Genomic DNA, 23,184 nt, shown 5'->3' on the forward strand with positions numbered 1-23,184 from the left:
GGCGAGGGCTGCCTCGAGCAGCTGGCCCACCCCCCACGTGCTCGTGAGGGCCGGGTTGCGTTCGTCRGCAGCGAGCAGGTGGAGCCCRGCGGCCTGGGCCGACTCGAGGTATGCCGTGCGGCGACCGGCCTGCTCGACCACCAGGAGCGCCGCGGGCACCTCACGTCCGAGGGGGTCGGTGACCGTGACCGCAAGGGTCTGCGCGTCGGGCAGCGCCCCGGCGAGGACGTCGAGGAAGCCCGGGCCACCGTCGGACAGGGGACGGAGGGTCAGCAGGTCGTGGGGGGCGCTGGCGGACCACCCCTGCGCCATGGCTTGCGCGGCCTGCTGGGCGGTGAGGGTGCCGGTGAAGCAGTCCGGCGCGATGACGACGTGCACGGGTCCATCCTTCCAGTCCTCGTGTGGGCGGCTGCGGAGGACTAAATTCGCCCCCGTTGAGCACGGATTGAGCGCAAATGCACGGCGCGGTGGAGGCGGGGGGCGGCAAACAGGTCCACACTAGACAGATGCGCCCCCGTCAGCCCGCCAAGAAGCCCCATCTGCCCAACAGCCCCTTCCGCGCCGCCGAGGTCCCGGAGATCCCGGACTTCGCCGTCAACGACAGGGTCACCCACGACCGGCACGGGCTCGGGTCGGTGGTGAGGGTGACTGGCGACCGGATCCACGTGCGCTTCGGTGAGAACACCGTCAGCGTGGCCATGTCGAGCAGCAAGATCCACCCCCTCTAGGTCAGCGCACCTAGGGCACCAGGGCCGCTCCGAGCAGCCGGCGGGCGGCCGGTTCGTCGCCGTCTGCCGAGAGCTCGGCAGGGTCGGCTCGGTGCCACAGCGCCAGGTAGAGCTGGGTCGCGGGTCCACTGACGCCGGCGACCGCTCCCGGCGCCACGCCGTCGACGAGGACGACGGCTCCGTCGACCACCCGCACGGTCCACGACGCATCGATGTCGGTGCAGGAGAATGCGATCGGCGTGGGCGCCGGTATCACGTGCAAGGGTGGGAGCTCGGCGTGACGGACCAGGCTGCGAGGGGCCATCACCTCGAACACCTCCGCCACGCCGTCGGCCGCGTCCTGGGGCGTGAGTCCCGGCACCTCCCCCACGGGTCCGGTGACAGGCAGCCGACCCGCGGCCTGCAGGGCGTCGACGTGGTGGACCGTGGTCTCGTGGAACTGGCGCCGTCGCCAGAACCTCGCGGTCGCGTGCGCCGGGTTCGCCGAGAAGCTCCACGAGGGATGGTCCGGGGGCAGCGCCTCGAGGGTGGCCACGATGGTGTCGGCACAGGCGGCATACCAGTCCGGGAGGGGCTGGTCGCGGTCGCGACGCGGGTAGAGGTCAGGGGGTGCTCCCTCGCGGGCGCTGTGCGCCGCCCAGAGGTGCACCCGCCCGAGGTGGTCCACGAGGTCGGTCACCACCCAGCCGGGGCAGGCGGGCACCGCTGCTCCGGGGTCGGCGGTGCGGACGGTGGCGAGCATCCTCGACGTCGCCGTGCGCAGCGCGGCCAGCGCGTGGTCGTCGTCCATGGCCGCGACCCTAGCCGGGGTCGCGCGGGACCACCCACGGCACGGCATACGATCGGCACGTGAGCACCCCCGTGACGCATACGGACCCCCGTCCCTCCCCCCTCCCGCTGCTCGTCCTCGGTCGTGGCACCGACCTGCACACCGAGCGCGGCGTGGAGTGCCCGGGCGACCTGCCGGCGCCCTCCGACCCCGGGCTGGTCGAGCGTGCCCGCGCAGCCAAGGCAGCACTCGGCGACCGGGTCTTCGTGCTGGGGCACCACTACCAGCGCGACGAGGTCATCGAGTTCGCCGATGTGACGGGTGACTCCTTCAAGCTGGCCAAGGACGCCGCCGCCCGACCGGACGCGCCGTACATCGTGTTCTGTGGCGTGCACTTCATGGCCGAGTCGGCAGACATCCTCACGAGTGACGAGCAGACCGTGATCCTGCCGGACCTCGCCGCCGGCTGCTCGATGGCCGACATGGCCGCGATCCGCCAGGTCGAGGATGCGTGGGACGACCTCGTCGAGGCCGGGGTCGCCGACCGGACCATACCGGTCACGTACATGAACTCCGCTGCGGCGATCAAGGCCTTCACCGGCCGCCACGGCGGCACCATCTGCACCTCGTCCAATGCCCGCACGGCGCTCACGTGGGCGCTGGAGCAGGCGGGCGAGGGCGGCAAGGTGCTCTTCCTCCCCGACCAGCACCTCGGCCGCAACACGTACGTCCGCGAGCTGGGCGGCGCCCTGGACGGCTGCGTGGTGTTCGACCCGCACAAGCCCATGGGCGGCCTGACCCGGCAGGAGCTCGAGGACGCCACGATGATCCTGTGGCGGGGCCACTGCTCGGTGCACGGGCGCTTCAGCCTGGCGGCCGTCGACCAGGCCAGGCGCGAGATCCCCGACGTGAAGGTGATCGTGCACCCCGAGTGCCAGCACGAGGTCGTGGAGGCGGCCGACGAGGTGGGCTCGACGGAGAAGATCATCAAGACCATCGCCGCGGCACCCGCGGGCACCAAGTGGGTCGTCGGCACGGAGCTCAACCTCGTGCGTCGACTCGCCGCCCAGTTCCCCGAGCAGCAGATCTCGTTCCTCGAGAAGAACGTCTGCTACTGCTCCACGATGAACCGCATCGACCTGCCCCACCTGGTGTGGACGCTCGAGTCGCTGGTCGCCGGCCGCATCGTCAACCCGATCCGCGTCGACCCCGACGTGGCCCACCACGCCCGCGTGGCACTCGACCAGATGCTGGCCCTCCCGGGAGAGACCCACAGGGACTGATCGGTCGACGATCGCACGCCCGGTCGTCGGGTGTGACTAGTCCTTCTGACGGAGGTCAACCGCAGGCGACTGCACCCACACTTGAGGATTCGCACGATGTGGTGTGGCGATCCGCGGTCGTGATGTGCAGGTCTCGACGTGCTCGGTCAGTCCGAGCGGCGGAGAGGTGTGGCGGGTCCCGATGGGGACCGGCCACACCCGCCGTGGGCGAGCTGCCCCGACCGAGTTCAGGGGCGGTCGGGCAGTTCGTCCACGGTCAGCGTGAAGTCCTGGGCACGGAGCCGTTCCACCAGGGCGTCGCCCATCGCGGTCGACGGCGTGAGGACTCCTGCGGCGTCCGGGAGGGCCGGCCCGTCCAGCGCGAGGCACAGCGCAGACTCGCCGAGCATGACGGCCGTGGCGGCATACCCGGGGTCGCCCTGCGCGGCCACCGTGGCGACGTAGCGGCGCCCGGTCTCCGTCGTGGTCCGGATCTTCATCGAGAACCATCCCGCGCGCCGGGCCTGCTCGCTGGGCCCCTCGCCCGGTGCGGGCGCGAGGCGGTCGACGATGGGCCGGGTGCGGGGGTTGGCCATGCCGGCGTAGGCGAGACCCATCAGGCCGGTGAAGACGGTGGCCCGACGGCGACCCCGCAGTCCCTTGCCGTAGGCGCTGACCTCGCGGTAGCGGAACCGACGACCGTAGGCGTGGTCACGCAGCGCGTTGCTCCGACGCACGATCCTGGTGTTGAAGCCGGCCATGATGAACGGCCCCACCCAGTCACCGGTCTGCGCGTCCACGAACACCGAGCTCGCGTCGCGCTCCTGGCCCAGGTCGGGTTCGGCCGCGCGGTCAGGGCTGAGGGCGTAGGCGTCGAAGATGACCTTGCGCAGCGCCTTGTCCTGCTCCACCGCCTCGAGCTGGGCCCGCGACGAGTCGATGGTGCCACCGCTCAGGCCACCCCTCGACTTCGCGTGCAGGGTCGTGTCCAGGAGGGCGCCGGCGGCGTCGGCAACCGCCCGCTCGTGGAGGAGGTGCACCCCGAGGTCGGACGGGATCGAGTCGTAGCCGCAGGCGGTGACGATCCGCGCACCGGTCTCCTTGGCCCGGGCGTCCACGGCGTCGATCGCGCGGCGGACGAACAGCACCTCACCAGTGAGGTCCGCGTAGTGGGTGCCCGCTTCGGCGCAGGCCTCGACGAGGGGCAGGCCGTAGCGCAGGTAGGGGCCGACCGTCGAGGCGACGGCCGTCGTCGACTCCGCGAGGGCGCGCAGCGAGGCCGGGTCGGCGGCGTCGGCGACCACGACGGGCCAGTCCCGAGCGGCCGCGGGCAGCCCCGAGCGCACCTCCTCGAGCCGGCGTTCGGAGCGCCCTGCCAGGGCGATGCGGGTGCCCGCGGGCGCGTGCTCGGCGAGGTACGCCGCGACGAGCCGGCCGACGAACCCGGTGGCTCCGAAGACGACGACGTCGTGAGTGCGGATGGAGGTGGTGGGGCTCATGACGGTGTTCCGTTCGCTCGGGTGTGCGCGATGAGGTCGCGGTACCAGTGGTAGGAGTCCTTGGGCGTGCGGACCTGGGTCTGGTAGTCGACGTGCACCAGCCCGAACCGCTCGGCGTAGCCCGCCGCCCACTCGAAGTTGTCGGTGGCCGACCACGCGAAGTAGCCGCGCACGTCGGCACCGGCACGGATCTCGTCGCCCAGCGCCCGCAGGTGGGCGTCGTGGTAGGCGATCCGGCGTGGGTCGGCCACCCTGCCGTCGACGGGGTCGTCGTCGTGGAACGAGCACCCGCTCTCGGTGATGTAGAGCGGGGGCAGCTGCTCGGCATACCGCTCACGGAAGCCGCGGACCACCTGGGCCAGGCCCTCGGGCACGATCGGCCAGTCGAAGTCGGTGCGGTCGTAGCCCTCGATGCGGCGGTTCTCGAACGGCAGCCCCGGCGGCAGCTCCGCGCCGTCGAGCTGGGAGCTGTCTGGCGCCTGCCCGGGCGCACCCACGAGCGCCGGGTTGTAGTAGTTGATGCCGAACCAGTCGAGCGGCGCGGCGATGGTCGCGAGGTCACCGTCACGGTAGGTGGGGAAGCCCTGCTCGGTGCCCGCGACCGGGTAGCGGCCGAGCAGGACGGGGTCGGCGAACATCCAGTTCCACAGGTTGTCGTAGAGCTGGGCCGCCTCGACGTCCCGCGGGTCCTCCGAAGCCGGCCAGACCGGGGCGTGGTTGCTCGCGATGCCGATCTGGTCACAGCCGGCCGCGCGCAGCGCCTGCGTCGCCAACCCGTGCCCGAGGAGCAGGTGGTGCGCCACCGGCAGCGCCTCGAACCCGAGGGTCCGGCCCGGCGCGTGGTTGCCGATCGCGTAGCCCAACATGGTCACCACGTTGGGCTCGTTGAGCGGCATCCAGCGCGCCACCCGGTCACCGAGCCGCTCGCCGACCACGGTCGCGTATGCCGCGAAGTGCTCCGTGATCTCGCGCCCGGTCCAGCCGCCGCGGTCCTCCAGGGCCTGCGGGGTGTCCCAGTGGAAGAGCGTCGCCGTGGGCTGGATGCCCGCGTCGAGCAGCTCGTCGACCAGGCGGTCGTAGAAGTCCAACCCGGCGGCGTTCACCTCACCGGACCCGGTGGGCAGGACCCGCGGCCACGAGATCGAGAAGCGGTAGGTGTCGACGCCGAGCACCTTCAGCAGCTCCACGTCCTCGCGGTAGCGGTGGTAGTGGTCGCACGCGACCGCACCGCTGGCACCGCCCGCGATCGCACCCGGCTGGTCGCAGAAGGTGTCCCAGACGGAACGGCCGCGGCCGTCCTCGTTGACGGCACCCTCCACCTGGTAGGCCGCGGACGCCACCCCGAAGGTGAAGTCCTGCGGAAGACTGGGGAACTGGGTCACCGGGGCATGGCCCCCAACCGCGCGAGGAGCACGGCCTCGGCCACGCAGACCTTCTCGAACTCGCCGAGGTGCAGCGACTCGTTGGCGCCGTGGGCGCGCGTGTCCGGGTCCTCGACCCCGGTCACGAGGATCGCCGCGTCCGGGAACTTCGCGGCGAAGGAGGCGACGAACGGGATCGAGCCACCCACGCCGATGTCGACGGGCTCCACTCCCCAGGCGTCGGTGAAGGCCGCCCGCGCCTGGTCGTAGACCGGCCCGACAGCGTGGGCGTCGAAACCCGCACCCTGGTCGTCGAGGTGCACCTCGACCCGGGCACCCCACGGGGTGTGGGCCGCGACGTGGCGCTGCACCGCGGCATACGCCTCCAGGGGGTCCTCGTCCGGGGCGAGGCGGATCGAGACCTTCGCGCTGGCGGTCGGCACCAACGTGTTGGATGACTTCGCCACGGAAGGCGCGTCGAGGCCGATCACGGTCGCGGTCGGCTTGGCCCAGATCCGGTCAAGGAGGCTTCCGGTGCCGACGACCTGCACGCCGTCGAGCAGACCGGACTCCTCGCGCAGGCGGGCCTCGTCGAAGTCGAGGTCGCTCGCCGTGCCCGACCTGAGGCCGGCGATCGCGACGTCKCCGGCGTCGTCGTGCAGGCTGGCGAGGATGCGGATGAGCGGCATGAGGGCGTCAGGGACCGCACCGCCGAACATGCCCGAGTGCACCCCGTGGTCGAGGGTCGTGACGGTCACGACGACGCGGATCATGCCGCGCAGCGTGGTCGTGAGCGCGGGCTCGCCGATGGCCCAGTTGGTGGAGTCGGCCAGCACGATCGCGTCGGCGCGCAGCTTCTCGCCGTGCTTCTCCAACAGGGTCGGCAGGGAGTCGGAGCCGATCTCCTCCTCACCCTCGACGAAGACCGTCACCCCGACCGGGAGCGCGCCGGCGTGGGCCCGCAGGGCGGCGAGGTGCGCCATGATCCCGGCCTTGTCGTCAGCAGCGCCGCGACCGTAGAGCCGGCCGTCGCGCTCGGTCGGCTCGAAGGGTGCGCTGTCCCAGTCCTTGTCGTCGCCGGGGGGCTGCACGTCGTGGTGGGCGTAGAGCATGACCGTGGGTGCACCGACAGGCCCGTCGATGTGCCCGATGACGGCCGGGCGGCCGCCCTCGCGGACGATCTCGACGTCGAGCCCCTCGGCACGCAGGAGGGCGGCGGTCGCCTCGGCGCTCGCCTCCACGTGCGCCTGGTCGAACGCGTCGAGGCTCACGCTCGGGATGCGGGTGAGGTCCTCGAGGTCCTGGCGCAGGCCCGGCATGAGGCCCGCAACGGTGTCCTTGAGGGCGGAGATCTGGTCGGCGGTCAGCACGTCGTCAGTCACGGTCGGGAAGCCTAACGGGTGGGGAAGTCCGGTTCGTCCCCCACGACCGCGGACCAGTGGGGCGGCGACGACGGCAGTGCACGGGCCCTCCTGCCGCGGCCGCTGCCGGGGATTCAGGGGAAGGTGCCGCCACGGCATACAGTGGGCCTTGTGTTTGGACGCAACAAGACCCTGAACGAGCAGCAGGCCGAGACGGTCGCGACTGCGCCCCGCGAGGGCGCCAAGAACCGGCCCACGCCCAAGCGCCGGGACCAGGAGGCAGCGAACCGCCGCCCCTTGGTCGTGACCGACCGCAAGGCCGCTCGCAGCGTCGACCGCGACAAGCGTCGCGAGGCCCAGCTGAAGCAGCGCGCCGCGATGGTCACCGGCGACGACGCCCACCTCCCCGCGCGCGACAAGGGACCAGTCCGCCGCTACATCCGCGACTACGTCGACGCCCGCTGGAACTTCGGTGAGTTCATGCTGCCGGTGATGATCGTCGTGCTTGCGCTGTCGTTCATCCGCGTCCCCGCCGTGTTCGCCATCGTGTCGATCGGCGTCTACGTGCTCCTGCTGGCCGCCGCGATCGACGGCTTCCTCATGTGGCGTCGGCTCAAGGCCAAGCTCATCGCCAAGTTCGGTGAGGACAAGGTGGGCCGAGGGCTCGCGATGTACGCCGTGATGCGCGGGTTCCAGATCCGTCGCTCCCGGATGCCGCGTGCGCTCGCCAAGCGCGGCGAGTACCCGGTCTGAGGGCGGGCTGGTCGGGCTATTCCGCCGCTCGCAGGCTCATCGGCCCGTAGACCCGGCGCCCCTCGTGGAACAGGTTGACGGCGTCCACGCCGAGGTCGGTCAGCTCGTGCCACGACTCGCCGAACCAGTTCTCGGCGTCGGACTGCGACGGGAAGGCGGTCGTCGCCAGACCCTCGCCGCTCATCTCCGCACCGTCGGCGTCGAGGTAGGTCCACGTCCACGCATCGCTCATCCCCCCACTCTAGGGTTCGCACCGTGATCGAGTTCGAGGGCGTGACCCTCGCGTATGCCGGGCAGCGCGTCCTGAGCGACGTCACCTTCACGGTCCCCGAGGGTGAGCTGCTCCTCGTCGTCGGACCGACCGGTTCGGGCAAGACCTCGCTGCTGCGCTGCCTGGACGCCGACCTGACCAAGGCTGCGCCAGGGGGGACCGCCCGGCTCGTCGGGCGAGTCCTCGTCGACGGCGCCGACCTGCACTCACCCGCCCCGGCCGGCGACCGACCGCTCGTCGGCCTCGTGCCCCAGGACCCCGCCCGCGTCCTGGCCACAGGCACCGTGGAGTCGGCCATCGCCGCCGGCGTGCGGGCTCGCGACGCCGACCCCCATGCCGGACAGCGCCAGGTCGAGGAGACCCTCGACCTGCTCGGGATCGCCGACCTCCGAGCCCGGCCGCTCGGCGAGCTGTCGGGCGGTCAGCAGCAGCGCGTGGCGATCGGGGCCGCGATCGTCGCCGGGCCGCGGGTGCTGGTGCTCGACGAGCCCACCTCAGCACTGGACCCGGTCGCCGCCGAGGAGGTGCTGGCCATCCTGCACCGCCTCGTGCACGACGTCGGCACCACCGTCGTGGTCGCCGAGCACCGGCTCGAACGAGTCGTCCACCACGCCGACGCGGTCGTCCTGGTGGATGCCGGACGCGTCCGCGGTCCGCTCGACCCGGCGGCGGCCATGGCGGACTCCGCCCTGCACCCACCTGTGGTCGAACTGGGGCTGCGGCTCGGGTGGGAACGCGTCGCGCTCTCGGTCCGCGACGCTCGGCGGTCAGCGCGCGCGCTGCGGACCCTCCTCGGCCCCCCGGCCGACGGATCAGCAGCCGAGGCAGCAGCAGCCGAGGGATCAGCAGCCGGTGGGCTGGGTCCCGCGACCGGTCCTGCCGTCGGTTCTCCCAGCGGTTCTCACACCAGCCCTGCCCCCATTTCTCCCACCAGCCCTGCCCCTGGTTCGGCCCGTGGCCCGGCCACGTCGCCGCCGATCACCGGCACCGGCGTCCGGGTACCGCTCGTGGACGCACGACGGCTCAGCGTGGTGCGGGACACGGTGGTCGCGCTGCGCCACGTGGACCTCCGGGTCGAGCCGGGCGAGGTGGTCGCGCTGATGGGCCGCAACGGCTCCGGCAAGTCGACCCTCCTGCGCACCCTCGACGGGTCCCTGACGCCGACGTCTGGCCGGGTCGCCGTCGCCGGCACCCGCGGCCTGGCTCCGCAGGACCCCGGCGACCTGCTGACCGACAGCCCCCTCGCCGCGCAGCTGGCGGGTCATGACGCCACGCACGGGTTGGCCGTCGACACGACCAAGGCGCTCCTCGAGCGGCTCGCGCCCGACCTCGCTGTGGAGAGACTAGACGCCCCCTCGACCGCAGACCTCTCGGAGGGTCAGCGGATGTGCGTCGCCCTGAGCCTGGTCCTGGCGCGGGCGCCGCAGCTGGGCCTGCTCGACGAACCCACGCGCGGTCTCGACTATGCCGCCAAGGCCCGGCTCGCCACCCTGCTCGCCGAGCGCGCCGCCCAAGGCCACGCGCTCGTCGTCGCCACCCACGACGTCGAGCTCGCGGCGGAGGTCGCCACCCGGGTGGTGGTCCTCGCCGAGGGTGAGGTCGTCGCCGACGGTCCGGCGCCGCAGGTGCTCGCTGACTCCCCCGCGTTCGCACCCCAGGTCGCCAAGGTGATGCAGCCGTTGCCCTTCCTGCGTGTGTCGGAGGTCGTGGCGGCGCTCCCGCCCGATGCGATGGCGGCGCTCACGCCCCGGTGACCGGACCGGACGTGAACGGATCGCCGGCGGCGGGCCTCCCGGGCGGGCCGGACTCGACCCGGCGCCGGATCTCGGCCAAGCCCTCGGCGCCGGGCTGCACGCTCCACCAGCTCTCGACCCACCACGTGGCCCCGATGCCCTCCCACTCGGCCGGAGTGCCTGCTGACTTCACGAACTCACCCGTGCTGTCGCCCTCGATGACGACGTCGTAGCCGTCCCACGGCAGACCCGACTCCTCTCGCAGCCCGCGCAGGGCTCCCAGCGCCTCGGCGACGGAGTCGAGGGTGAGGTGCGGGCTGCCGGGTTTGGCGTCGGGGACCGCGACGGTCGGCAGGACGCCCTGCCAGCGGGCCGCGCGCTCGAGCGAGGGCTGGCGCCCCTGCCCCGGCAGGTAGGCGCCGACGACCCACACGGGTGGATGGGGCCGCTGGGGCGGGGGCGCGGGGCTCGGGGGCGCGTCGCCACCCTCAGGACCGACGGGGTAGTAGGCGCCGTCGAACGTGAACGACTCACCCGACAGCAACCCGCGGTAGACCGTGAGCGACTCGTCGAGCTTGCGCGCCCGCACGGCACGGCCCTCGTCGGGCTCGAACCTGGTCCACCCCGAGTGGAGGGCGCCGAGCCCGACCGACATCACGACGCGGCCGCCGCTGAGCCGGTCGACCGAGCCGACCATCGAGGCGAGGTCCCACGGGCGGTGCCGCGAGGCCGGGGTCAGCAGGGTGCCGAGCCGGATGCGGGAGGTCTGCACGGCGGCAGCGGCAAGGGTGACCCAGGCGTGCTCGCCGTACAGGCTCTCCCAGGTGAAGATGGCGTCCCAGCCGTGCTGCTCACCCAGGACTGCCACCTCCGCGAACTCGCGCGGATCTGCGAACGGGACCACGAATCCGTACTTCATCCGACGACCGTAGGAGCCGGCACCGACATCGCGCTCTGGGGGAACGCCCGTCAGCCGGCAAGGACGTCGATGACGGGTTCCACCACGACCTCGGTCGTCAGGGAGTTCGCGATGTAGCACTGCTCGTGGGCCTCGTGCAGCATCCGCTCGACGGTCGCGACGTCGACCCGTGCGCCACCCCCGCCACCGGATACCCGCACTCGGGGCCTCAGCACGATGCGGGTGATCCGCTGGGGCACCACGTCGTCGGGCATCTCGCCCCTGGCGTCGTCGTCGTAACCCACCACGTCGACCCCTGCTCGCGCAGCCACGGCCAGGAAGGACAACAGCTGGCACGACGAGGCCGCGAGGACCAACAGCTGCTCGGGGTTGGGCAGGTCGGGGTCCCCGCGGAAGTGCGGGTCGGCGCTGAGGTCGAACCCCTCGGTCGCCGGTGGGGTCCACGCGGTGTGGGCGCGCGGGTAGGCGCGGTAGCCACCGCCCGTCGAACCGCTCCACTCCACCCGCGCGAGGTAGGTGTGGCCACGGAAGTCGGCACCCGGCATACCCGCTCCTCCTGCTGTATCGGCGCTGCCGTGCTGGAGGCTCAGTCCTCGCGGACGTCGACCTCGACGAACGGCGGCCGCACGACGGTCGCGGACACCGCGCGCCCGCGCACGTCGATGACCACCTCGTCACCCGCGGCGACCGACGGCGCCAGCAGGGCGAGGGCGATGCCGTTCTTCAGCGTCGGGCTGAAGGTGCCCGAGGTGACCTCGCCGACCACCTCGTCACCGACCTTCACTGCGCAGTGCGCGCGCGGGATGCCACGACCGGTGGCGAGCAGCCCCCACGCCACCCGCGCAGGGCCGGCTGCCTTCTCCGCGACCAGCGCGTCCTTGCCCCAGAACGACTCCTTCTTCCACCCGACCGCCCAGCCCACGCGGGCCTGCACGGGCGTGATGTCGACGGACAGCTCGTTGCCGTGCAGCGCGTAGCCCATCTCGGTGCGCAGGGTGTCGCGGGCGCCGAGCCCGCAGGGCAGTCCGTCGAACGGCGCTGCGGCCTCGAGGAGGGCGTCCCACAGCTGGGCCGACACCTCCCACGCCGGCACCAGCTCGTAGCCGCGCTCACCGGTGTAGCCGGTGCGGCAGACGATGACCGGGTGGCCGTTCCAGTCGGTCTCGACGAAGGACATGTACTCGTGCCCGGTGGGCAGGCCGAGCGCCTCGAGGACCTCGTCGCTCTTGGTGCCCTGGACGGCGATCACGCCGTACTGCTCGTGGAGGTTCTCGACGGTCAGGCCCTCTGGTGCCGCCGCGGCCAGCAGCTCGACGACCTGTGCGGTGTTCGCGGCGTTGGGGATGAGGAAGACGTCCTCGTCGCTGCGCAGGTAGGCGATGAGGTCGTCCACGACGCCGCCCGACTCGGTGCAGCACAACGTGTACTGGGCCTTGCCCTCGTGGATCCGACCGAGGTCATTGGCCAGGCACGAGTTCACGAAGTCGCGCGCCCCCGGCCCGGAGACCCGGGCCTTGCCCAGGTGCGAGACGTCGAAGATCCCGACGGACGTGCGCACCGCGGTGTGCTCGCGGACGACGCCGCCACCCGGGTACTCGATCGGCATCTCCCACCCACCGAAGTCGGCCATCTTGGCTCCGAGGGCCACGTGTCGGTCGTGCAGGGGCGAGGTCTTGAGGGCTGCGTCGCTCATGCGTCGAACGCTACCGCCCCGGGCCGTCTCCCCCACCAGCACGGCTATCCTGCGCTGTGCAGGCCCACCCCCCCACCCCCGAAGGATGACTACGTGACCACCGTCAACGTGTCCGACCGCCCCGCCCACGACCTCAAGGTGGACGCCCTCGTCCTCGCCACGGTCGACACCGACGGCAAGGCCGTACTCGCCGCCGGGCACGGGCTGCCCCGTGGCGCCGCGGCCCATGTTGCCGCCCAGCTCGCCGCGCTGCAGGCGACCGGCGCGGCGGAGGAGGTCGTGACCATCGCCGCTGTGCCCGGGGTCGCCGCCACGCGCGTCGTGCTGACCGGGCTCGGCAAGGCCACGGGTCGCACCACGTCCTTCGACCACGAAGTCCTGCGTCGCGCCGCGGGGGCCGCCACCCGGTCGCTCAAGAACGCCGCCCGGGTCGCGCTCGCCCTCCCCACGACCGGTGCCGAGTCCGTCGGCGCCGTCGCAGAGGGAGCCGCCCTCGGCGCCTACCGGTATGCCGGGGTGCGTGGTCCCAGCGCGAAGCCCGGCAAGGGCGTCACCGCCGTCACCGTGGTCACCTCCGGCGCCCGGCTCAAGCCGGTCAAGGCCGCCGCCACCCGCGCCGCGGTCCTCGCCGACGCCAAGGCCTACGCGCGCGACCTCGTGAACACTCCCCCGAACCAGCTCTTCCCGCAGTCGTTCGCCGACTCGGTCAAGGCCCGCAGCACTGCGGCGAGTGCCAAGGTCAGCATCAAGGTGCTCGACGAGGTCGCCCTCCAGAAGGGTGGCTTCGGCGGCATCGTCGGGGTGGGCCAGGGCTCCGTGAACCCGCCGCGGATGGTCACCCTCACGTGGAACCCGCCGAAGGCCCAGGGATCCGTCGCCCTGGTGGGCAAGGGCATCACGTTCGACTCCGGCGGTCTCAACATCAAGCCGGCCAGCGGCATGCTCACCATGAAGTCCGACATGGCCGGGGCCGCCGCCGTCGCCGCGACCGTCTTCGCCGCGGCCGAGCTCGGGGTGCCGGTGAAGGTCACCGGCTACCTCTGCCTCGCCGAGAACATGCCGAGCGGCACCGCCCAGCGCCCGAGCGACGTCGTGACGATGCGCAACGGCACGACCGTCGAGATCCTCGACACCGATGCCGAGGGACGGATGGTCCTCGGTGACGGCATCTGCCTCGCGGGTGAGGCCAAGCCCGACGCCATCGTCGACATCGCCACCCTGACGGGAGCGCAGATGGTCGCCCTGGGCGGTCGCGTCGCCGGCATCATGGCCAACGAGGACGCCTTCCGCGACCGCGTGCGCGCCGCCGCGGATGCCGCTGGCGAGGCTGCCTGGCCGATGCCGCTGCCGACCGACCTGCGCAGCCAGCTCGACTCGGCCGTGGCCGACCTCGCCCACAAGGGCGAGCGCTGGGGCGGCATGCTCACCGCCGGCCTGTTCCTGAAGGAGTTCGTCACCGAGGGCACGCCCTGGGCCCACGTGGACATCGCGGGGCCGTCCTTCAACGAGGGCTCGGGCTGGGGCTACACCCCCAAGGGCGGCACCGGCTACGGCGTCGGCACCCTGCTGTCCCTCGTGGAGGGCTACGCCGGCTGACGCATCCCGCCACTTCTGGCCACCGGTGCGGCACCGAGCGCCCGGATCGCCGGTGTCGTGGGGCATGAGTGGCCAGAAGTGCTGACTGCGCCATGACTGAGGGGCCCGTCCGAACCGGACGGGCCCCTCTGGTGCACCGACCTCGGTGCTGGGTTCAGCTCAGGTGCTGGGTGGCCACTCAGCCACCGCTCTTGCGCCGGAACATCTGCTGGGTCGCCGTCGTGGCGGCAGCCTGGGCATGGTCGACCTTGCCGTGCTCGGAGTCGTCGGAGACGTCGCGTCCCGCGTGCGACTGCTTCTTCTCGAGGGCTTCGCGGAACTTGCGCTTGACGTCCTCGCTCGGCCCCTGTCCCCCTGGCTTCTTCCCTTCACCGGACTTGGCCATGGTGCCTCCTGCTCCTCGGTGCGGACGTGCCGTGCGGCCCGCGGGTCTGTGTGTTCCACCCTCGCATCCCCCACCGCCGCACACCAGCCGATAACCCGGCGCGTCGGCCGCGCGGCATACCGTCAGGGCTTCTTGCGCTGGCGCGAGTTCCACTCGCGCATCCGGTTGGGGTAGCCGGTCTGGAGCACGTCGTAGACGGGCACCTCCAGGCTCCGGGCCAGGTCGAACGCGGAGTCGCGTGAGCCGGCCGCCCGACGAGTCCACTCACCGTCGTGGGCGATGAGGATGACGGTGGTCGCCGTGACGTTGGTGGGAGGCTCGACGTACGCCTCGACGCCGCGCCGGCTGCGCGCGAACTCGGTGAGGTGCTTGCGGACCGCCTGCTGGTCCACCGCCATGTTGGGTCCGTCGGAGGGACCCTTGGTGGAGCGCTTGCCGCTCCTTTTCCACCACGCCATGGCCCAACGATACGGGGACGTCTCTGGTGATCCCGCACCATCCGCCGCGATTCCGCGCGGCATTCGGCGCGGCATTCGGCGCGGCATCGGGCGCGCGACCGTGGCAGCGAGTCACTGCTGGTGGGCGCCCGGTCGACCACCGGCCGACCTGCTTGCGCCTCGCTGTGCAATCAGTGACAAGATGCTCTGTGTCGATCCCGGACCGGCCACGACCTGACCGCGACCCCTGGGTGACGCGCAAGTCCGATGCACACGACGCAAGGGAGCGAGCATGTCGGCTGACGCCGAGACCACCGAAGAGGCCACGTATGACGTGGTGATCCTCGGAGGAGGAAGTGGCGGCTACGCGTGCGCGTTCCGCGCCGCCGAGCTCGGACTCACCGTGGCGCTCGTGGAGAAGGGCAAGTTGGGCGGCACCTGCCTGCACGTCGGATGCATCCCGACCAAGGCGCTGCTGCATGCCGCAGAGGTCGCCGACACCGCCCGCGAGGGTGAGCAGTTCGGCGTGAAGTCGACCTTCGAGTCGGTCGACATGAGCGGCGTCAACGCCTACAAGGACGGCGTGGTCGCGCGCCTCTACAAGGGCCTCCAGGGCCTGGCCAAGGCCCACAAGATCGAGCTGGTGGAAGGGGCCGGCCGACTGGTCGACCGCTCGACCGTCGACGTGGGTGGGCGTCTGGTCCGCGGACGCAACGTCGTGCTCGCCACCGGCTCCTACCCCAAGTCCCTCCCCGGCCTCGAGATCGGCGGACGGGTCATGACGTCCGAGCAGGCGCTGGCCCTCGACGTCGTGCCGCCCCGTGTCGTGGTCCTCGGTGGCGGCGTCATCGGCGTCGAGTTCGCGTCGGTCTTCCGCTCCTTCGGCTCGGAGGTCACCATCGTCGAGGCCCTTCCCCGGCTCGTGGCTGCCGAGGACGAGGCCATCTCCAAGACGCTCGAGCGCGCGTTCCGCAAGCGCAAGATCGCCTTCAAGACGGGGGTGAAGTTCGCCGGCGCGACGCAGTCGGGCGACACCGTCACGGTGTCGCTCGAGGACGGCAGCACCATCGAGGCCGACCTCCTGCTGGTGGCGGTGGGTCGCGGTCCGGTCACCGAGGGTCTCGGCTACGCCGAGGTCGGGGTCACCCTCGACCGCGGCTTCGTCATCGCCGACGAGCGTCTGCGCACCGGCGTCGACGGCGTGTATGCCGTGGGCGACATCGTGCCCGGCCTCCAGCTGGCGCACCGCGGGTTCGCGCAGGGCATCTTCGTGGCCGAGGAGATCGCCGGTCTTGCTCCCGCCGTGATCGACGAGACCGGCATCCCGCGCGTGACCTACTGCGACCCCGAGATCGCCTCGGTCGGGCTCACCGAGGCGCAGGCCACCGAGAAGTACTCCGACATCGAGACCTACGAGTACAACCTCGGTGGCAACGGCAAGTCCCAGATCCTGCAGACCCAGGGCTTCGTCAAGCTGGTCCGCGAGAAGGACGGCCCGGTCGTCGGCGTCCACATGATCGGCGCCCGGATGGGCGAGCAGATCGGCGAGGCGCAGCTCATCTACAACTGGGAGGCACTGCCTTCCGACGTCGCCAGCCTGATCCACGCGCACCCCACCCAGAACGAGGCCCTCGGCGAGGCCCACCTCGCCCTGGCCGGCAAGCCGCTCCACGCGCACGGCTGACCCGAGCGCACGCCACACCCGCACCGCCGCACCATCCGCACCATCCGCACCGCCGCAGTACCGCCAGCGAACACGAGTACAAGGAGAGACAGGCACATGTCTGAACGCGTGACCATGCCAGCCCTGGGTGAGTCCGTCACCGAAGGCACCGTGACGCGCTGGCTGAAGAACGTCGGCGACACCGTGGCGGTTGACGAGCCGCTGCTCGAGGTCTCGACCGACAAGGTCGACACCGAGATCCCGTCGCCCGTGGCCGGCGTGCTGCAGGAGATCCTCGCCCAGGAGGACGACACCGTCCCCGTGGGCGCCGACCTCGCCGTCATCGGCGATGGCGCCGAGGGCTCCGGCGGTGACGACCAGCCCGCACAGCAGGAGCAGCCGCAGGAGCAGGCCGCGCAGGCCCCGGTCGCAGAGGCACCCTCCACCGAGCAGGCTGAGCAGCCGGCCACCTCCGAGCCCGAGCACGCGCAGGACTCGGGCGAGCAGGAGCAGGCCCCCGCCGAGGCCGCCCCCGCGGCCGCCCCCGCCGACTCCGGCTCCGACTCCGGCTCGTCCGGCGGCGAGACCGTGACGATGCCCGCGCTGGGCGAGTCCGTCACCGAGGGCACCGTCACCCGCTGGCTCAAGGCCGAGGGCGACCACGTCGACGTGGACGAGCCGCTGCTGGAGGTCTCGACCGACAAGGTCGACACCGAGATCCCGTCGCCGGTGGCCGGCACCCTGACCAAGATCCTCGTCCAGGAGGACGAGACGGTCCCGGTCGGTGGCGACCTCGCCGTCATCGGTGGCTCTGGTGGCGGCCCGGCACCTGCCGCGGAGGCTCCCGCCCAGGAAGCCCCCGCCCAGGAAGCCCCGGCTCAGCAGGAGGCCCCCGCCGCGCAGGCTCCCTCACAGGAGGCGCCCGCCCAGGCCGCCCCTGCACCCGCAGCCGCCCCCGCGCCAGCCCCGGCTCCGGCAGCCCCCGCGGCCCCCGCCGCTCCGGCCGCTCCGGCCCCGTCGTCCTCGGACGAGACCGACGCGTCGGCCTATGTCACCCCGCTGGTGCGCAAGCTGGCGGCCGACAACCAGGTCGACCTCGGGTCGCTCAAGGGCACCGGCGTGGGCGGACGGATCCGCAAGCAGGACGTGCTCGACGCAGCGAAGGCGGCACAGGAAGCAGCCGCCGCTCCCGCAGCCCCGGCACCTGCCGCTGCGCCCGCTCCGGCTGCCGCCTCGGCAGCGCCCGCGTCCTCGGGCGGCAGCGCTGCGGCCGTCTCCCCGAAGCGCGGCACGACCGAGAAGATGTCGCGCCTGCGCCAGACCATCGCCAAGCGGATGGTGGAGTCGCTCCAGGTGTCGGCCCAGCTCACCACGGTGGTCGAGGTCGACGTCACCAAGATCGCCCGCCTGCGGGCCAAGGCCAAGTCCGAGTTCGAGCAGCGCGAGGGCACCAAGCTCAGCTTCCTGCCGTTCTTCGCGCTGGCCGCGGTGGAGGCCCTCAAGGCCCACCCCTCGGTCAACTCCAGCGTCGACGGCACCGAAGTGACCTACCACGGCACCGAGAACCTCGGCGTCGCGGTCGACACCGAGCGCGGCCTGCTCGTCCCGGTGATCAAGGACGCCGGCGACCTCAACATCGCCGGGTTGGCCCGCAAGATCGCCGACCTCGCCGAGCGCACCCGCACCAACAAGATCGGCCCTGACGAGCTCGGCGGCGGCACCTTCACGCTGACCAACACGGGCAGCCGTGGTGCCCTGTTCGACACCCCGATCATCAACCAGCCGAACGTCGCGATCCTCGGCACTGGCGCGGTCGTCAAGCGCCCGGTCGTCGTCTCCGACGGCGACGGTGGCGAGACCATCGCGGTCCGCTCGATGGTCTACCTGGCCCTGTCGTACGACCACCGGGTCGTCGACGGCGCCGATGCGGCCCGCTTCCTCACGACGATGAAGAACCGTCTCGAGGACGGCAACTTCGACTCCGACCTGGGTCTCTGAGGAGACGGTCGGACAGGAGCAGCTCGTGCCACAGCGCGTCGCCATCACCGGTGCCTCCGGACTGATCGGCGGCGCGCTGTCGGCTTTCCTCCGTGGTCGGGGCGACGAGGTCCTGAAGCTGGTCCGTCGTGCCCCGACTGCGCCGGACGAGGTGCAGTGGGACCCAGCCGCGCGACGGCTCGATCCGGCCGGCCTCGACGGCGTCACGGCCCTCGTGCACCTGGCCGGGGCGGGGGTCGGCGACAAGCGCTGGACGCCCTCCTACCAACGCGAGATCCTCGCATCCCGCGTGGACGGCACGACCACCGTCGCGACGGCGCTCGCGACACTGGCGGCCAGCGGCCAACCGGTGCGGCTGGTCAGCGGCGCCGCCGTCGGCATCTACGGCGACCGGGGCGACGAGGTGCTCACCGAGGAGTCCGCCCCGGGCGAGGGCTTCCTCAGCGAGGTCGTCCGGGCCTGGGAGGCTGCGGCCGACCCGGCCCGGGAGGCCGGGCTGTCCGTGGCCCACCCGCGCACAGGGCTGGTCTTCGCCCCCGACGGCGGCGCGATGGCGCGCATGCTCCCCCTGGCCAAGCTCGGCATCAACGGACCGCTCGGCAGCGGCCGGCAGTGGTGGCCGTGGATCTCCTTGCGCGACACCGTCGCCGGGCTGGCCCACCTCGTCGACCACCCGGAGCTCGAGGGGCCCGTCAACCTCGTGGGGCCGCACCCCGACCACCAGGTCGACATCGCCCGAGAGCTCGGCCGACAGATCCACCGGCCGGCGCTCCTCCCGGCTCCGGCATTCGGGATCAAGCTCGTGCTGGGTGGCTTCTCCGACGAGGTGCTCACCAGCAAGCGCGCCCTCCCGACGCGTCTGCTCGAGTCGGGCTTCGTGCACCAGGACCAGACCGTCGAGTCGGCCCTGCGCTGGGTCCTGTCGCAGCACTCGTAACACCCCGTCCCGGACCTAGCCGGGCACCTCCGTCACCCGGTCCACCCGCCAGCGTCCGGCCGCCCACACCAGCTCGAACCGCATCAGCTGCCCGACTGCCGCTGGACGCGCCTCCGACCGCCCCGTCGCACCGACCACCTGGTATGCCGCCGTGGACACGACCGCGTCGATGGTCGCCGCGCCCCCTCGGTGCGCGACCGGGTGCGCGGAGACCACCTCGAAGCGCACGTCGTGCCACGCCGTGCCGGAGGCGGTGAGGTCCGCCACCAGCGCGGTGTCCTGGGCCAGCGCCGCGGACCCCGGGGCGTCCAGCCGGGCCACGACCGCGGGCGACCGGCTGGTCACCGCCTCGGCACGGAGGGCGGCCAGCGTCACCATGAGCGCGCGCGGATCTCGGTCCGGTGCGCCCGGGTCGGTCGCGGGGTCCGTACGGAGTGCGACCGTGGCGTGCGTCGTCGCGCCGTTGGCCGGAGTCGTGGTCGCACCACGTGCCTGGGTCGGCACCAGGGAGGGGGTCTGGGCCGGGCCGCCCGCCGTGTGACCGCTGGTCGGGGCGCCCGCCTGCGGGGTGCCCGTCCCCCGCGCCAGCCACCTGGGCGTGCTCACCACACCGGTGGCCGCGAGGGTGCCGGCGGCCAGGACGGCCACGAGGCCCACCACGGTGGCGAGCGCGGCCGTGCGGCGACAGTGGAGCGCCCCCGCCAGCCGTCGTCGCGGTGGCGGCACCACGTCGGCAGGTGAGGTCGGCGGGCGACGCAGCCGCTGGGTGAGCAGGGAGGTCTCGTCGTTCCCGACGACCAGTCGCAGCGGCTCACAGGGAGCCGAGTCGAAGTAGGCGAGGGCCAGCTCCGCCGCGGTCGGGCGCAGCGCCGGGTCGCCGAGGAGAGCCTGCGTCGTCACCTCTGACCACGCCGCGGGCAACCCGGGCACGAGGTCCTCCAGCGGCTCTCGCAGCGCCGCGGGACGCGGCGCCGCACCGGTGACGCACCACCAGGCCAGTGCCCCCACGGCATACACGTCAGCGGCAGGGCTGGGCACGCCGCCCTCGATCACCTCAGGCGCGACGAAACCCGGTGTGCCCCAGAGAGTTCCGGGCGCCTCGCCCGCCAAGCGGGCCACCCCGAGGTCGGCCAGGAACGGTCGCCCGGACTGCGCGAGGAGCACGTTGGCCGGGGTCACGTCGCCGTGCACCACCCCGAGCCCGTGCAGACCGGCCAGGGTGCGAGCGACCGGGGACAGCACGGTCACGGACTCCCCCACGCTCAGGTGACCGCGCGCGGCGAGGGCCCGCTCGAGGGAGCCCCCGGCGAGGAAGTCGAGGACGAGTGCCACCGCGGGCTGCTCGGCGTCCAGACCGACGGCCTCGTGGAACCCCACCAGCCCCTCGACCTCCACGCGCCCGAGGACGGCGAGCTCCCGGGCCAGGACGTGCGCCTGCTCCGGTCGGGCGACCGGCACCACCTTGACGGCGACCCGTCGCCCGTCGGCACTGCTGGTGGCCGCCCACACCGCTCCCGTCGCTCCCCGGCCCAGCAGCTCGCCCAGCTCGTAGCCCGGGACCTCGGGTGGCGCCGTGGCGTCAGGAGCGGGCAGGGCGGTGCGGTCCGGGCTCACGTCGCCAGTCTGCCGAGCCGTGCGGGACCACCCTGCCGGTTGTCCACAGGGCCCCTCCTAGAGTTTGGGCATGCCCGCAGACCAGCCCACCATCCTGGCCACCTCCGGCGGCTACCGCCGTGCACACCGCACCTCCTTCGAGTTCAACTCGCTGATCCACCACGCGGTAGAGCTGTCCGGCGCCACCGGTCGACCCCGCGTCACGCACCTCCCGACGGCCAGCGGCGACCAGCGCTGGCTCGGCGACGACATGACCGAGGCGGCGCGCGTCGCCGGCTTCGACTTCACCAACCTCTACCTCTTCCCGATGCCGAACCTCGACGACATCGAGGGCCACCTGCTCGAGCAGGACGTGGTGTGGGTCAACGGCGGTTCGGTGGCAGGGCTCCTGGCGGTTTGGGAGGTGCACGAGCTCGCGCCCGTGTTCCGGCGGGTCTGGGAGGCGGGCGTGGTCCTCGCCGGCGTCTCCGCCGGCTCGATCTGCTGGTATGCCGGGGGCACGACCGACTCGTTCGGACCCGAGCTCCGCGCCGTGACCAACGGGCTGGGCTTCCTGCCCTACGGGAACGGCGTGCACTACGACTCCGAGGAGCGGCGTCGACCGTTGGTGCACCGGCTCGTCGCGGACGGCACGCTGCCCACGACGCACTGCACGGACGACGGGGTGGGACTCGTCTACCACGGGACGGAGCTCGTCGAGGCGGTGAGCGAGCAGGACGGCAAGGGTGCCTTCGTCGTCTTGCGCGAGGGTGACGAGGCCGTCGAGGAGCGGATCGACCCGCGGCGGCTCCGAACCCCCTGAGCGCTCGGCGTACGCTGGCCCGCATGCGGTTCGAACACGTGGGATTCGCCCCTGAGCTCGTGGACTACGAGGCGGCCTGGGCGCACCAGCGCGAGGTGCACGCAGCTGTCGTCGACGGGGCAGAGGACACCGTCCTGCTGCTCGAGCACGCAGCCGTCTACACGGCGGGCAAGCGCACCGAGCCCCACCAGCGTCCCTTCGACGGCACGCCGGTCATCGACGTGGACCGCGGTGGGCTCATCACCTGGCACGGCCCCGGACAGCTCGTGGGCTACCCGATCGTCCGGCTGCACGGCGTGCCGATCGACGTCGTCGCCCACGTCCGCCGCCTCGAGGAGGTGATGATCCGCACCTGTCGCGAGTTCGACGTGGAGGTGACCCGGGTCGAGGGGCGCAGTGGGGTGTGGGTGCTGGCCGACGAGCGTGGCCCGGACCGCAAGCTCGGCGCCATCGGGGTGCGGGTCAGCCGCCAGGTCACCATGCACGGCTTCGCGCTCAACTGCGACGCCGACCTCTCCTGGGCCGACAACATCATCGCCTGCGGCATCGACGACGCCGGCGTCAGCTCGATCACCCGCGAAGCCGGCCGCGTGGTCACCGTCCAGGACGTGCTCCCGTATGCCGAGAAGCACCTGGGTGACGTCCTCGCCACCGGTGCCTGACCAGCCCGCCGACGTGGGGGCCGTCGAGGCCCCACCGCAGTCAGGGCCCCGGGACGACGCCCCCCGCGCGTCGTTGGGGCGCCGCCTGGTCCAGCTGGTGCTGTCCTGTGTCGTCCTCGGTGTCGGCGTTGCCGTCCTCCTCGACGCCGCCCTCGGCTCCGACGGCTACTCGACCCTCATCTCGGGCCTCACCAAGACCTCGGGGCTGCCGTTCGTGGTCGTCAACGGCGGGGTCGGCATCCTGCTCATCGCGCTGGCATGGGTTCGGGGCACCCGCCCGGGGATCGGCACTGTCGTGCAGACCGTGGTGGTGGGTGGCACCGTCAGCGCCGTCACGCCGTTGCTCCCCACCCCCGACGCCCTCGGACCGAGGTTCGTCGAGCTGGCCATCGCGTTCGCGCTGCTCTCGGTGGGCGTGGCCGGCTACCTCGCCTCGCACACCGGCGCCGGGCCGGCTGAGGGTGCGGCGATTGCCTTCGACCCCCCGCTGCCGTTCAAGTGGAGCTACACGGTGCTGCAGGCGGTGAGCGCGCTGGCCGGCTGGGCCCTCGGGGCCGCGGTCGGCCCCGGCACCCTGATGGTCTCGCTCTTCGTCGGGCCCACCGTCGACCTGCTGACCCGCACGCTCTTCCACAGCCGCAAGGTGAGCGCCTGAGGGGGCGGAATATCGTCGGGCCGGCAGGCGTAGTCTTGGAGGACGCCCGGTGACCTCCGGGCGCACCCGTGCCCCGCGGCATACCG

The 23,184-nt window shown here is 72.5% G+C and carries 23 protein-coding genes; 11 read left to right on the forward strand and 12 right to left on the reverse strand.

Annotated elements, in window-relative coordinates:
• Window positions 1-378: glycerate kinase (locus AC1DX8_RS19850; protein WP_477631678.1), on the reverse strand; the 378-nt coding region annotated here is incomplete at its 3' end.
• A gap of 128 nt (window positions 379-506) precedes the next feature.
• On the opposite strand from AC1DX8_RS19850, the gene AC1DX8_RS19855 reads away from it, so the two are divergent.
• Window positions 507-728 (forward strand): hypothetical protein, encoded by a 222-nt coding sequence (locus tag AC1DX8_RS19855; protein ID WP_477631679.1) that lies wholly within the window; start codon window positions 507-509, stop codon window positions 726-728.
• Between the two features lie 10 nt (window positions 729-738).
• Here AC1DX8_RS19855 and AC1DX8_RS19860 read toward each other — a convergent pair whose 3' ends face one another.
• Complete coding sequence (locus AC1DX8_RS19860; protein WP_477631680.1) at window positions 739-1,518, reverse strand: maleylpyruvate isomerase N-terminal domain-containing protein; 780 nt, start codon at window positions 1,516-1,518, stop codon at window positions 739-741.
• A 59-nt stretch (window positions 1,519-1,577) separates the two neighbouring features.
• Between AC1DX8_RS19860 and nadA the strand changes: the two genes are divergently transcribed.
• Complete coding sequence (gene nadA, locus AC1DX8_RS19865; protein WP_477631681.1) at window positions 1,578-2,780, forward strand: quinolinate synthase NadA; 1,203 nt, start codon at window positions 1,578-1,580, stop codon at window positions 2,778-2,780.
• Window positions 2,781-3,007: 227 nt separating this feature from the next.
• Here the strand turns inward: nadA and AC1DX8_RS19870 are convergent, their stop codons facing one another.
• From AC1DX8_RS19870 to AC1DX8_RS19880, 3 genes are read right to left on the reverse strand one after another with little or no spacing between them, the layout of a single operon-like run.
• Window positions 3,008-4,258 (reverse strand): saccharopine dehydrogenase family protein, encoded by a 1,251-nt coding sequence (locus AC1DX8_RS19870; RefSeq protein WP_477631682.1) that lies wholly within the window; start codon window positions 4,256-4,258, stop codon window positions 3,008-3,010.
• The gene (locus AC1DX8_RS19875; RefSeq protein WP_477631683.1) at window positions 4,255-5,640 is read right to left on the reverse strand and encodes a GH1 family beta-glucosidase; all 1,386 of its coding nucleotides are present in this window, start codon (window positions 5,638-5,640) and stop codon (window positions 4,255-4,257) included. Before AC1DX8_RS19875 ends, AC1DX8_RS19870 begins: the two co-directional genes overlap by 4 nt.
• Window positions 5,637-7,001 carry a M20/M25/M40 family metallo-hydrolase gene (locus AC1DX8_RS19880; RefSeq protein WP_477631684.1) on the reverse strand — a complete coding sequence of 455 codons (1,365 nt, stop codon included), beginning with the start codon at window positions 6,999-7,001 and terminating at the stop codon, window positions 5,637-5,639. The genes AC1DX8_RS19875 and AC1DX8_RS19880 overlap by 4 nt, the downstream gene beginning before the upstream one ends.
• A 150-nt stretch (window positions 7,002-7,151) precedes the next feature.
• Here AC1DX8_RS19880 and AC1DX8_RS19885 point away from each other — a divergent pair, with 150 nt between their 5' ends.
• Entirely contained in the window at window positions 7,152-7,733 is a 582-nt protein-coding gene (locus AC1DX8_RS19885) for a DUF3043 domain-containing protein (RefSeq protein ID WP_477631685.1), read from the forward strand.
• 16 nt (window positions 7,734-7,749) lie between these two features.
• Here the strand turns inward: AC1DX8_RS19885 and AC1DX8_RS19890 are convergent, their stop codons facing one another.
• Window positions 7,750-7,965: a hypothetical protein gene (locus AC1DX8_RS19890; RefSeq protein WP_477631686.1), complete on the reverse strand. Its 216-nt coding sequence runs from the start codon at window positions 7,963-7,965 to the stop codon at window positions 7,750-7,752.
• A 23-nt stretch (window positions 7,966-7,988) separates the two neighbouring features.
• Here AC1DX8_RS19890 and AC1DX8_RS19895 point away from each other — a divergent pair, with 23 nt between their 5' ends.
• Complete coding sequence (locus tag AC1DX8_RS19895) at window positions 7,989-9,758, forward strand: ABC transporter ATP-binding protein (RefSeq protein ID WP_477631687.1); 1,770 nt, start codon at window positions 7,989-7,991, stop codon at window positions 9,756-9,758.
• Here the strand turns inward: AC1DX8_RS19895 and AC1DX8_RS19900 are convergent.
• Genes AC1DX8_RS19900 through gcvT form a run of 3 tightly spaced genes read right to left on the reverse strand, consistent with a single transcriptional unit; the run spans window position 9,745 to window position 12,349 of the window.
• Window positions 9,745-10,656 (reverse strand): LLM class flavin-dependent oxidoreductase, encoded by a 912-nt coding sequence (locus AC1DX8_RS19900; protein ID WP_477631688.1) that lies wholly within the window; start codon window positions 10,654-10,656, stop codon window positions 9,745-9,747. The two genes, AC1DX8_RS19895 and AC1DX8_RS19900, sit on opposite strands and share 14 nt — an antisense overlap.
• Before the next feature lie 50 nt (window positions 10,657-10,706).
• Window positions 10,707-11,201 carry an OsmC family protein gene (locus AC1DX8_RS19905; RefSeq protein ID WP_477631689.1) on the reverse strand — a complete coding sequence of 165 codons (495 nt, stop codon included), beginning with the start codon at window positions 11,199-11,201 and terminating at the stop codon, window positions 10,707-10,709.
• A 41-nt stretch (window positions 11,202-11,242) separates the two neighbouring features.
• A complete protein-coding gene (gene gcvT, locus AC1DX8_RS19910; protein WP_477631690.1) occupies window positions 11,243-12,349 on the reverse strand; it encodes a glycine cleavage system aminomethyltransferase GcvT in 1,107 nt (368 codons plus the stop codon).
• Window positions 12,350-12,442: 93 nt separating this feature from the next.
• On the opposite strand from gcvT, the gene AC1DX8_RS19915 reads away from it, so the two are divergent.
• A complete protein-coding gene (locus AC1DX8_RS19915) occupies window positions 12,443-13,945 on the forward strand; it encodes a leucyl aminopeptidase (protein WP_477631691.1) in 1,503 nt (500 codons plus the stop codon).
• A 178-nt stretch (window positions 13,946-14,123) separates the two neighbouring features.
• Here AC1DX8_RS19915 and AC1DX8_RS19920 read toward each other — a convergent pair whose 3' ends face one another.
• Window positions 14,124-14,330, reverse strand: a complete 207-nt coding sequence (locus tag AC1DX8_RS19920) for a DUF5302 domain-containing protein (protein WP_477631692.1) — start codon at window positions 14,328-14,330, stop codon at window positions 14,124-14,126.
• A 122-nt stretch (window positions 14,331-14,452) separates the two neighbouring features.
• Window positions 14,453-14,788: a hypothetical protein gene (locus tag AC1DX8_RS19925; RefSeq protein WP_477631693.1), complete on the reverse strand. Its 336-nt coding sequence runs from the start codon at window positions 14,786-14,788 to the stop codon at window positions 14,453-14,455.
• 271 nt (window positions 14,789-15,059) lie between these two features.
• Here AC1DX8_RS19925 and lpdA point away from each other — a divergent pair, with 271 nt between their 5' ends.
• The 3 genes from lpdA to AC1DX8_RS19940 all read left to right on the forward strand — a co-directional run bounded on the left by lpdA (window position 15,060) and on the right by AC1DX8_RS19940 (window position 19,365).
• On the forward strand, window positions 15,060-16,451 hold the full coding sequence (gene lpdA / locus AC1DX8_RS19930; RefSeq protein ID WP_477631694.1) for a dihydrolipoyl dehydrogenase: 1,392 nt from the start codon (window positions 15,060-15,062) through the stop codon (window positions 16,449-16,451).
• A gap of 96 nt (window positions 16,452-16,547) precedes the next feature.
• On the forward strand, window positions 16,548-18,428 hold the full coding sequence (gene sucB / locus AC1DX8_RS19935) for a 2-oxoglutarate dehydrogenase, E2 component, dihydrolipoamide succinyltransferase (protein WP_477631695.1): 1,881 nt from the start codon (window positions 16,548-16,550) through the stop codon (window positions 18,426-18,428).
• A 25-nt stretch (window positions 18,429-18,453) separates the two neighbouring features.
• Window positions 18,454-19,365 (forward strand): TIGR01777 family oxidoreductase, encoded by a 912-nt coding sequence (locus tag AC1DX8_RS19940; protein WP_477631696.1) that lies wholly within the window; start codon window positions 18,454-18,456, stop codon window positions 19,363-19,365.
• Window positions 19,366-19,380: 15 nt separating this feature from the next.
• On the opposite strand, the gene AC1DX8_RS19945 is transcribed toward AC1DX8_RS19940, so the two are convergent.
• Window positions 19,381-20,979, reverse strand: a complete 1,599-nt coding sequence (locus AC1DX8_RS19945) for a serine/threonine-protein kinase (RefSeq protein ID WP_477631697.1) — start codon at window positions 20,977-20,979, stop codon at window positions 19,381-19,383.
• 70 nt (window positions 20,980-21,049) lie between these two features.
• Here AC1DX8_RS19945 and AC1DX8_RS19950 point away from each other — a divergent pair, with 70 nt between their 5' ends.
• From AC1DX8_RS19950 to AC1DX8_RS19960, 3 genes are read left to right on the forward strand one after another with little or no spacing between them, the layout of a single operon-like run.
• Complete coding sequence (locus tag AC1DX8_RS19950; protein ID WP_477631698.1) at window positions 21,050-21,781, forward strand: Type 1 glutamine amidotransferase-like domain-containing protein; 732 nt, start codon at window positions 21,050-21,052, stop codon at window positions 21,779-21,781.
• A gap of 23 nt (window positions 21,782-21,804) precedes the next feature.
• Window positions 21,805-22,443 (forward strand): lipoyl(octanoyl) transferase LipB, encoded by a 639-nt coding sequence (gene lipB / locus AC1DX8_RS19955; protein WP_477631699.1) that lies wholly within the window; start codon window positions 21,805-21,807, stop codon window positions 22,441-22,443.
• Entirely contained in the window at window positions 22,418-23,098 is a 681-nt protein-coding gene (locus AC1DX8_RS19960) for a DUF6198 family protein (protein ID WP_477631700.1), read from the forward strand. Before lipB ends, AC1DX8_RS19960 begins: the two co-directional genes overlap by 26 nt.
• The last annotated feature ends 86 nt before the right edge of the window (window positions 23,099-23,184 follow it).

The organism is Pedococcus sp. P2_A3, assembly GCF_056405035.1.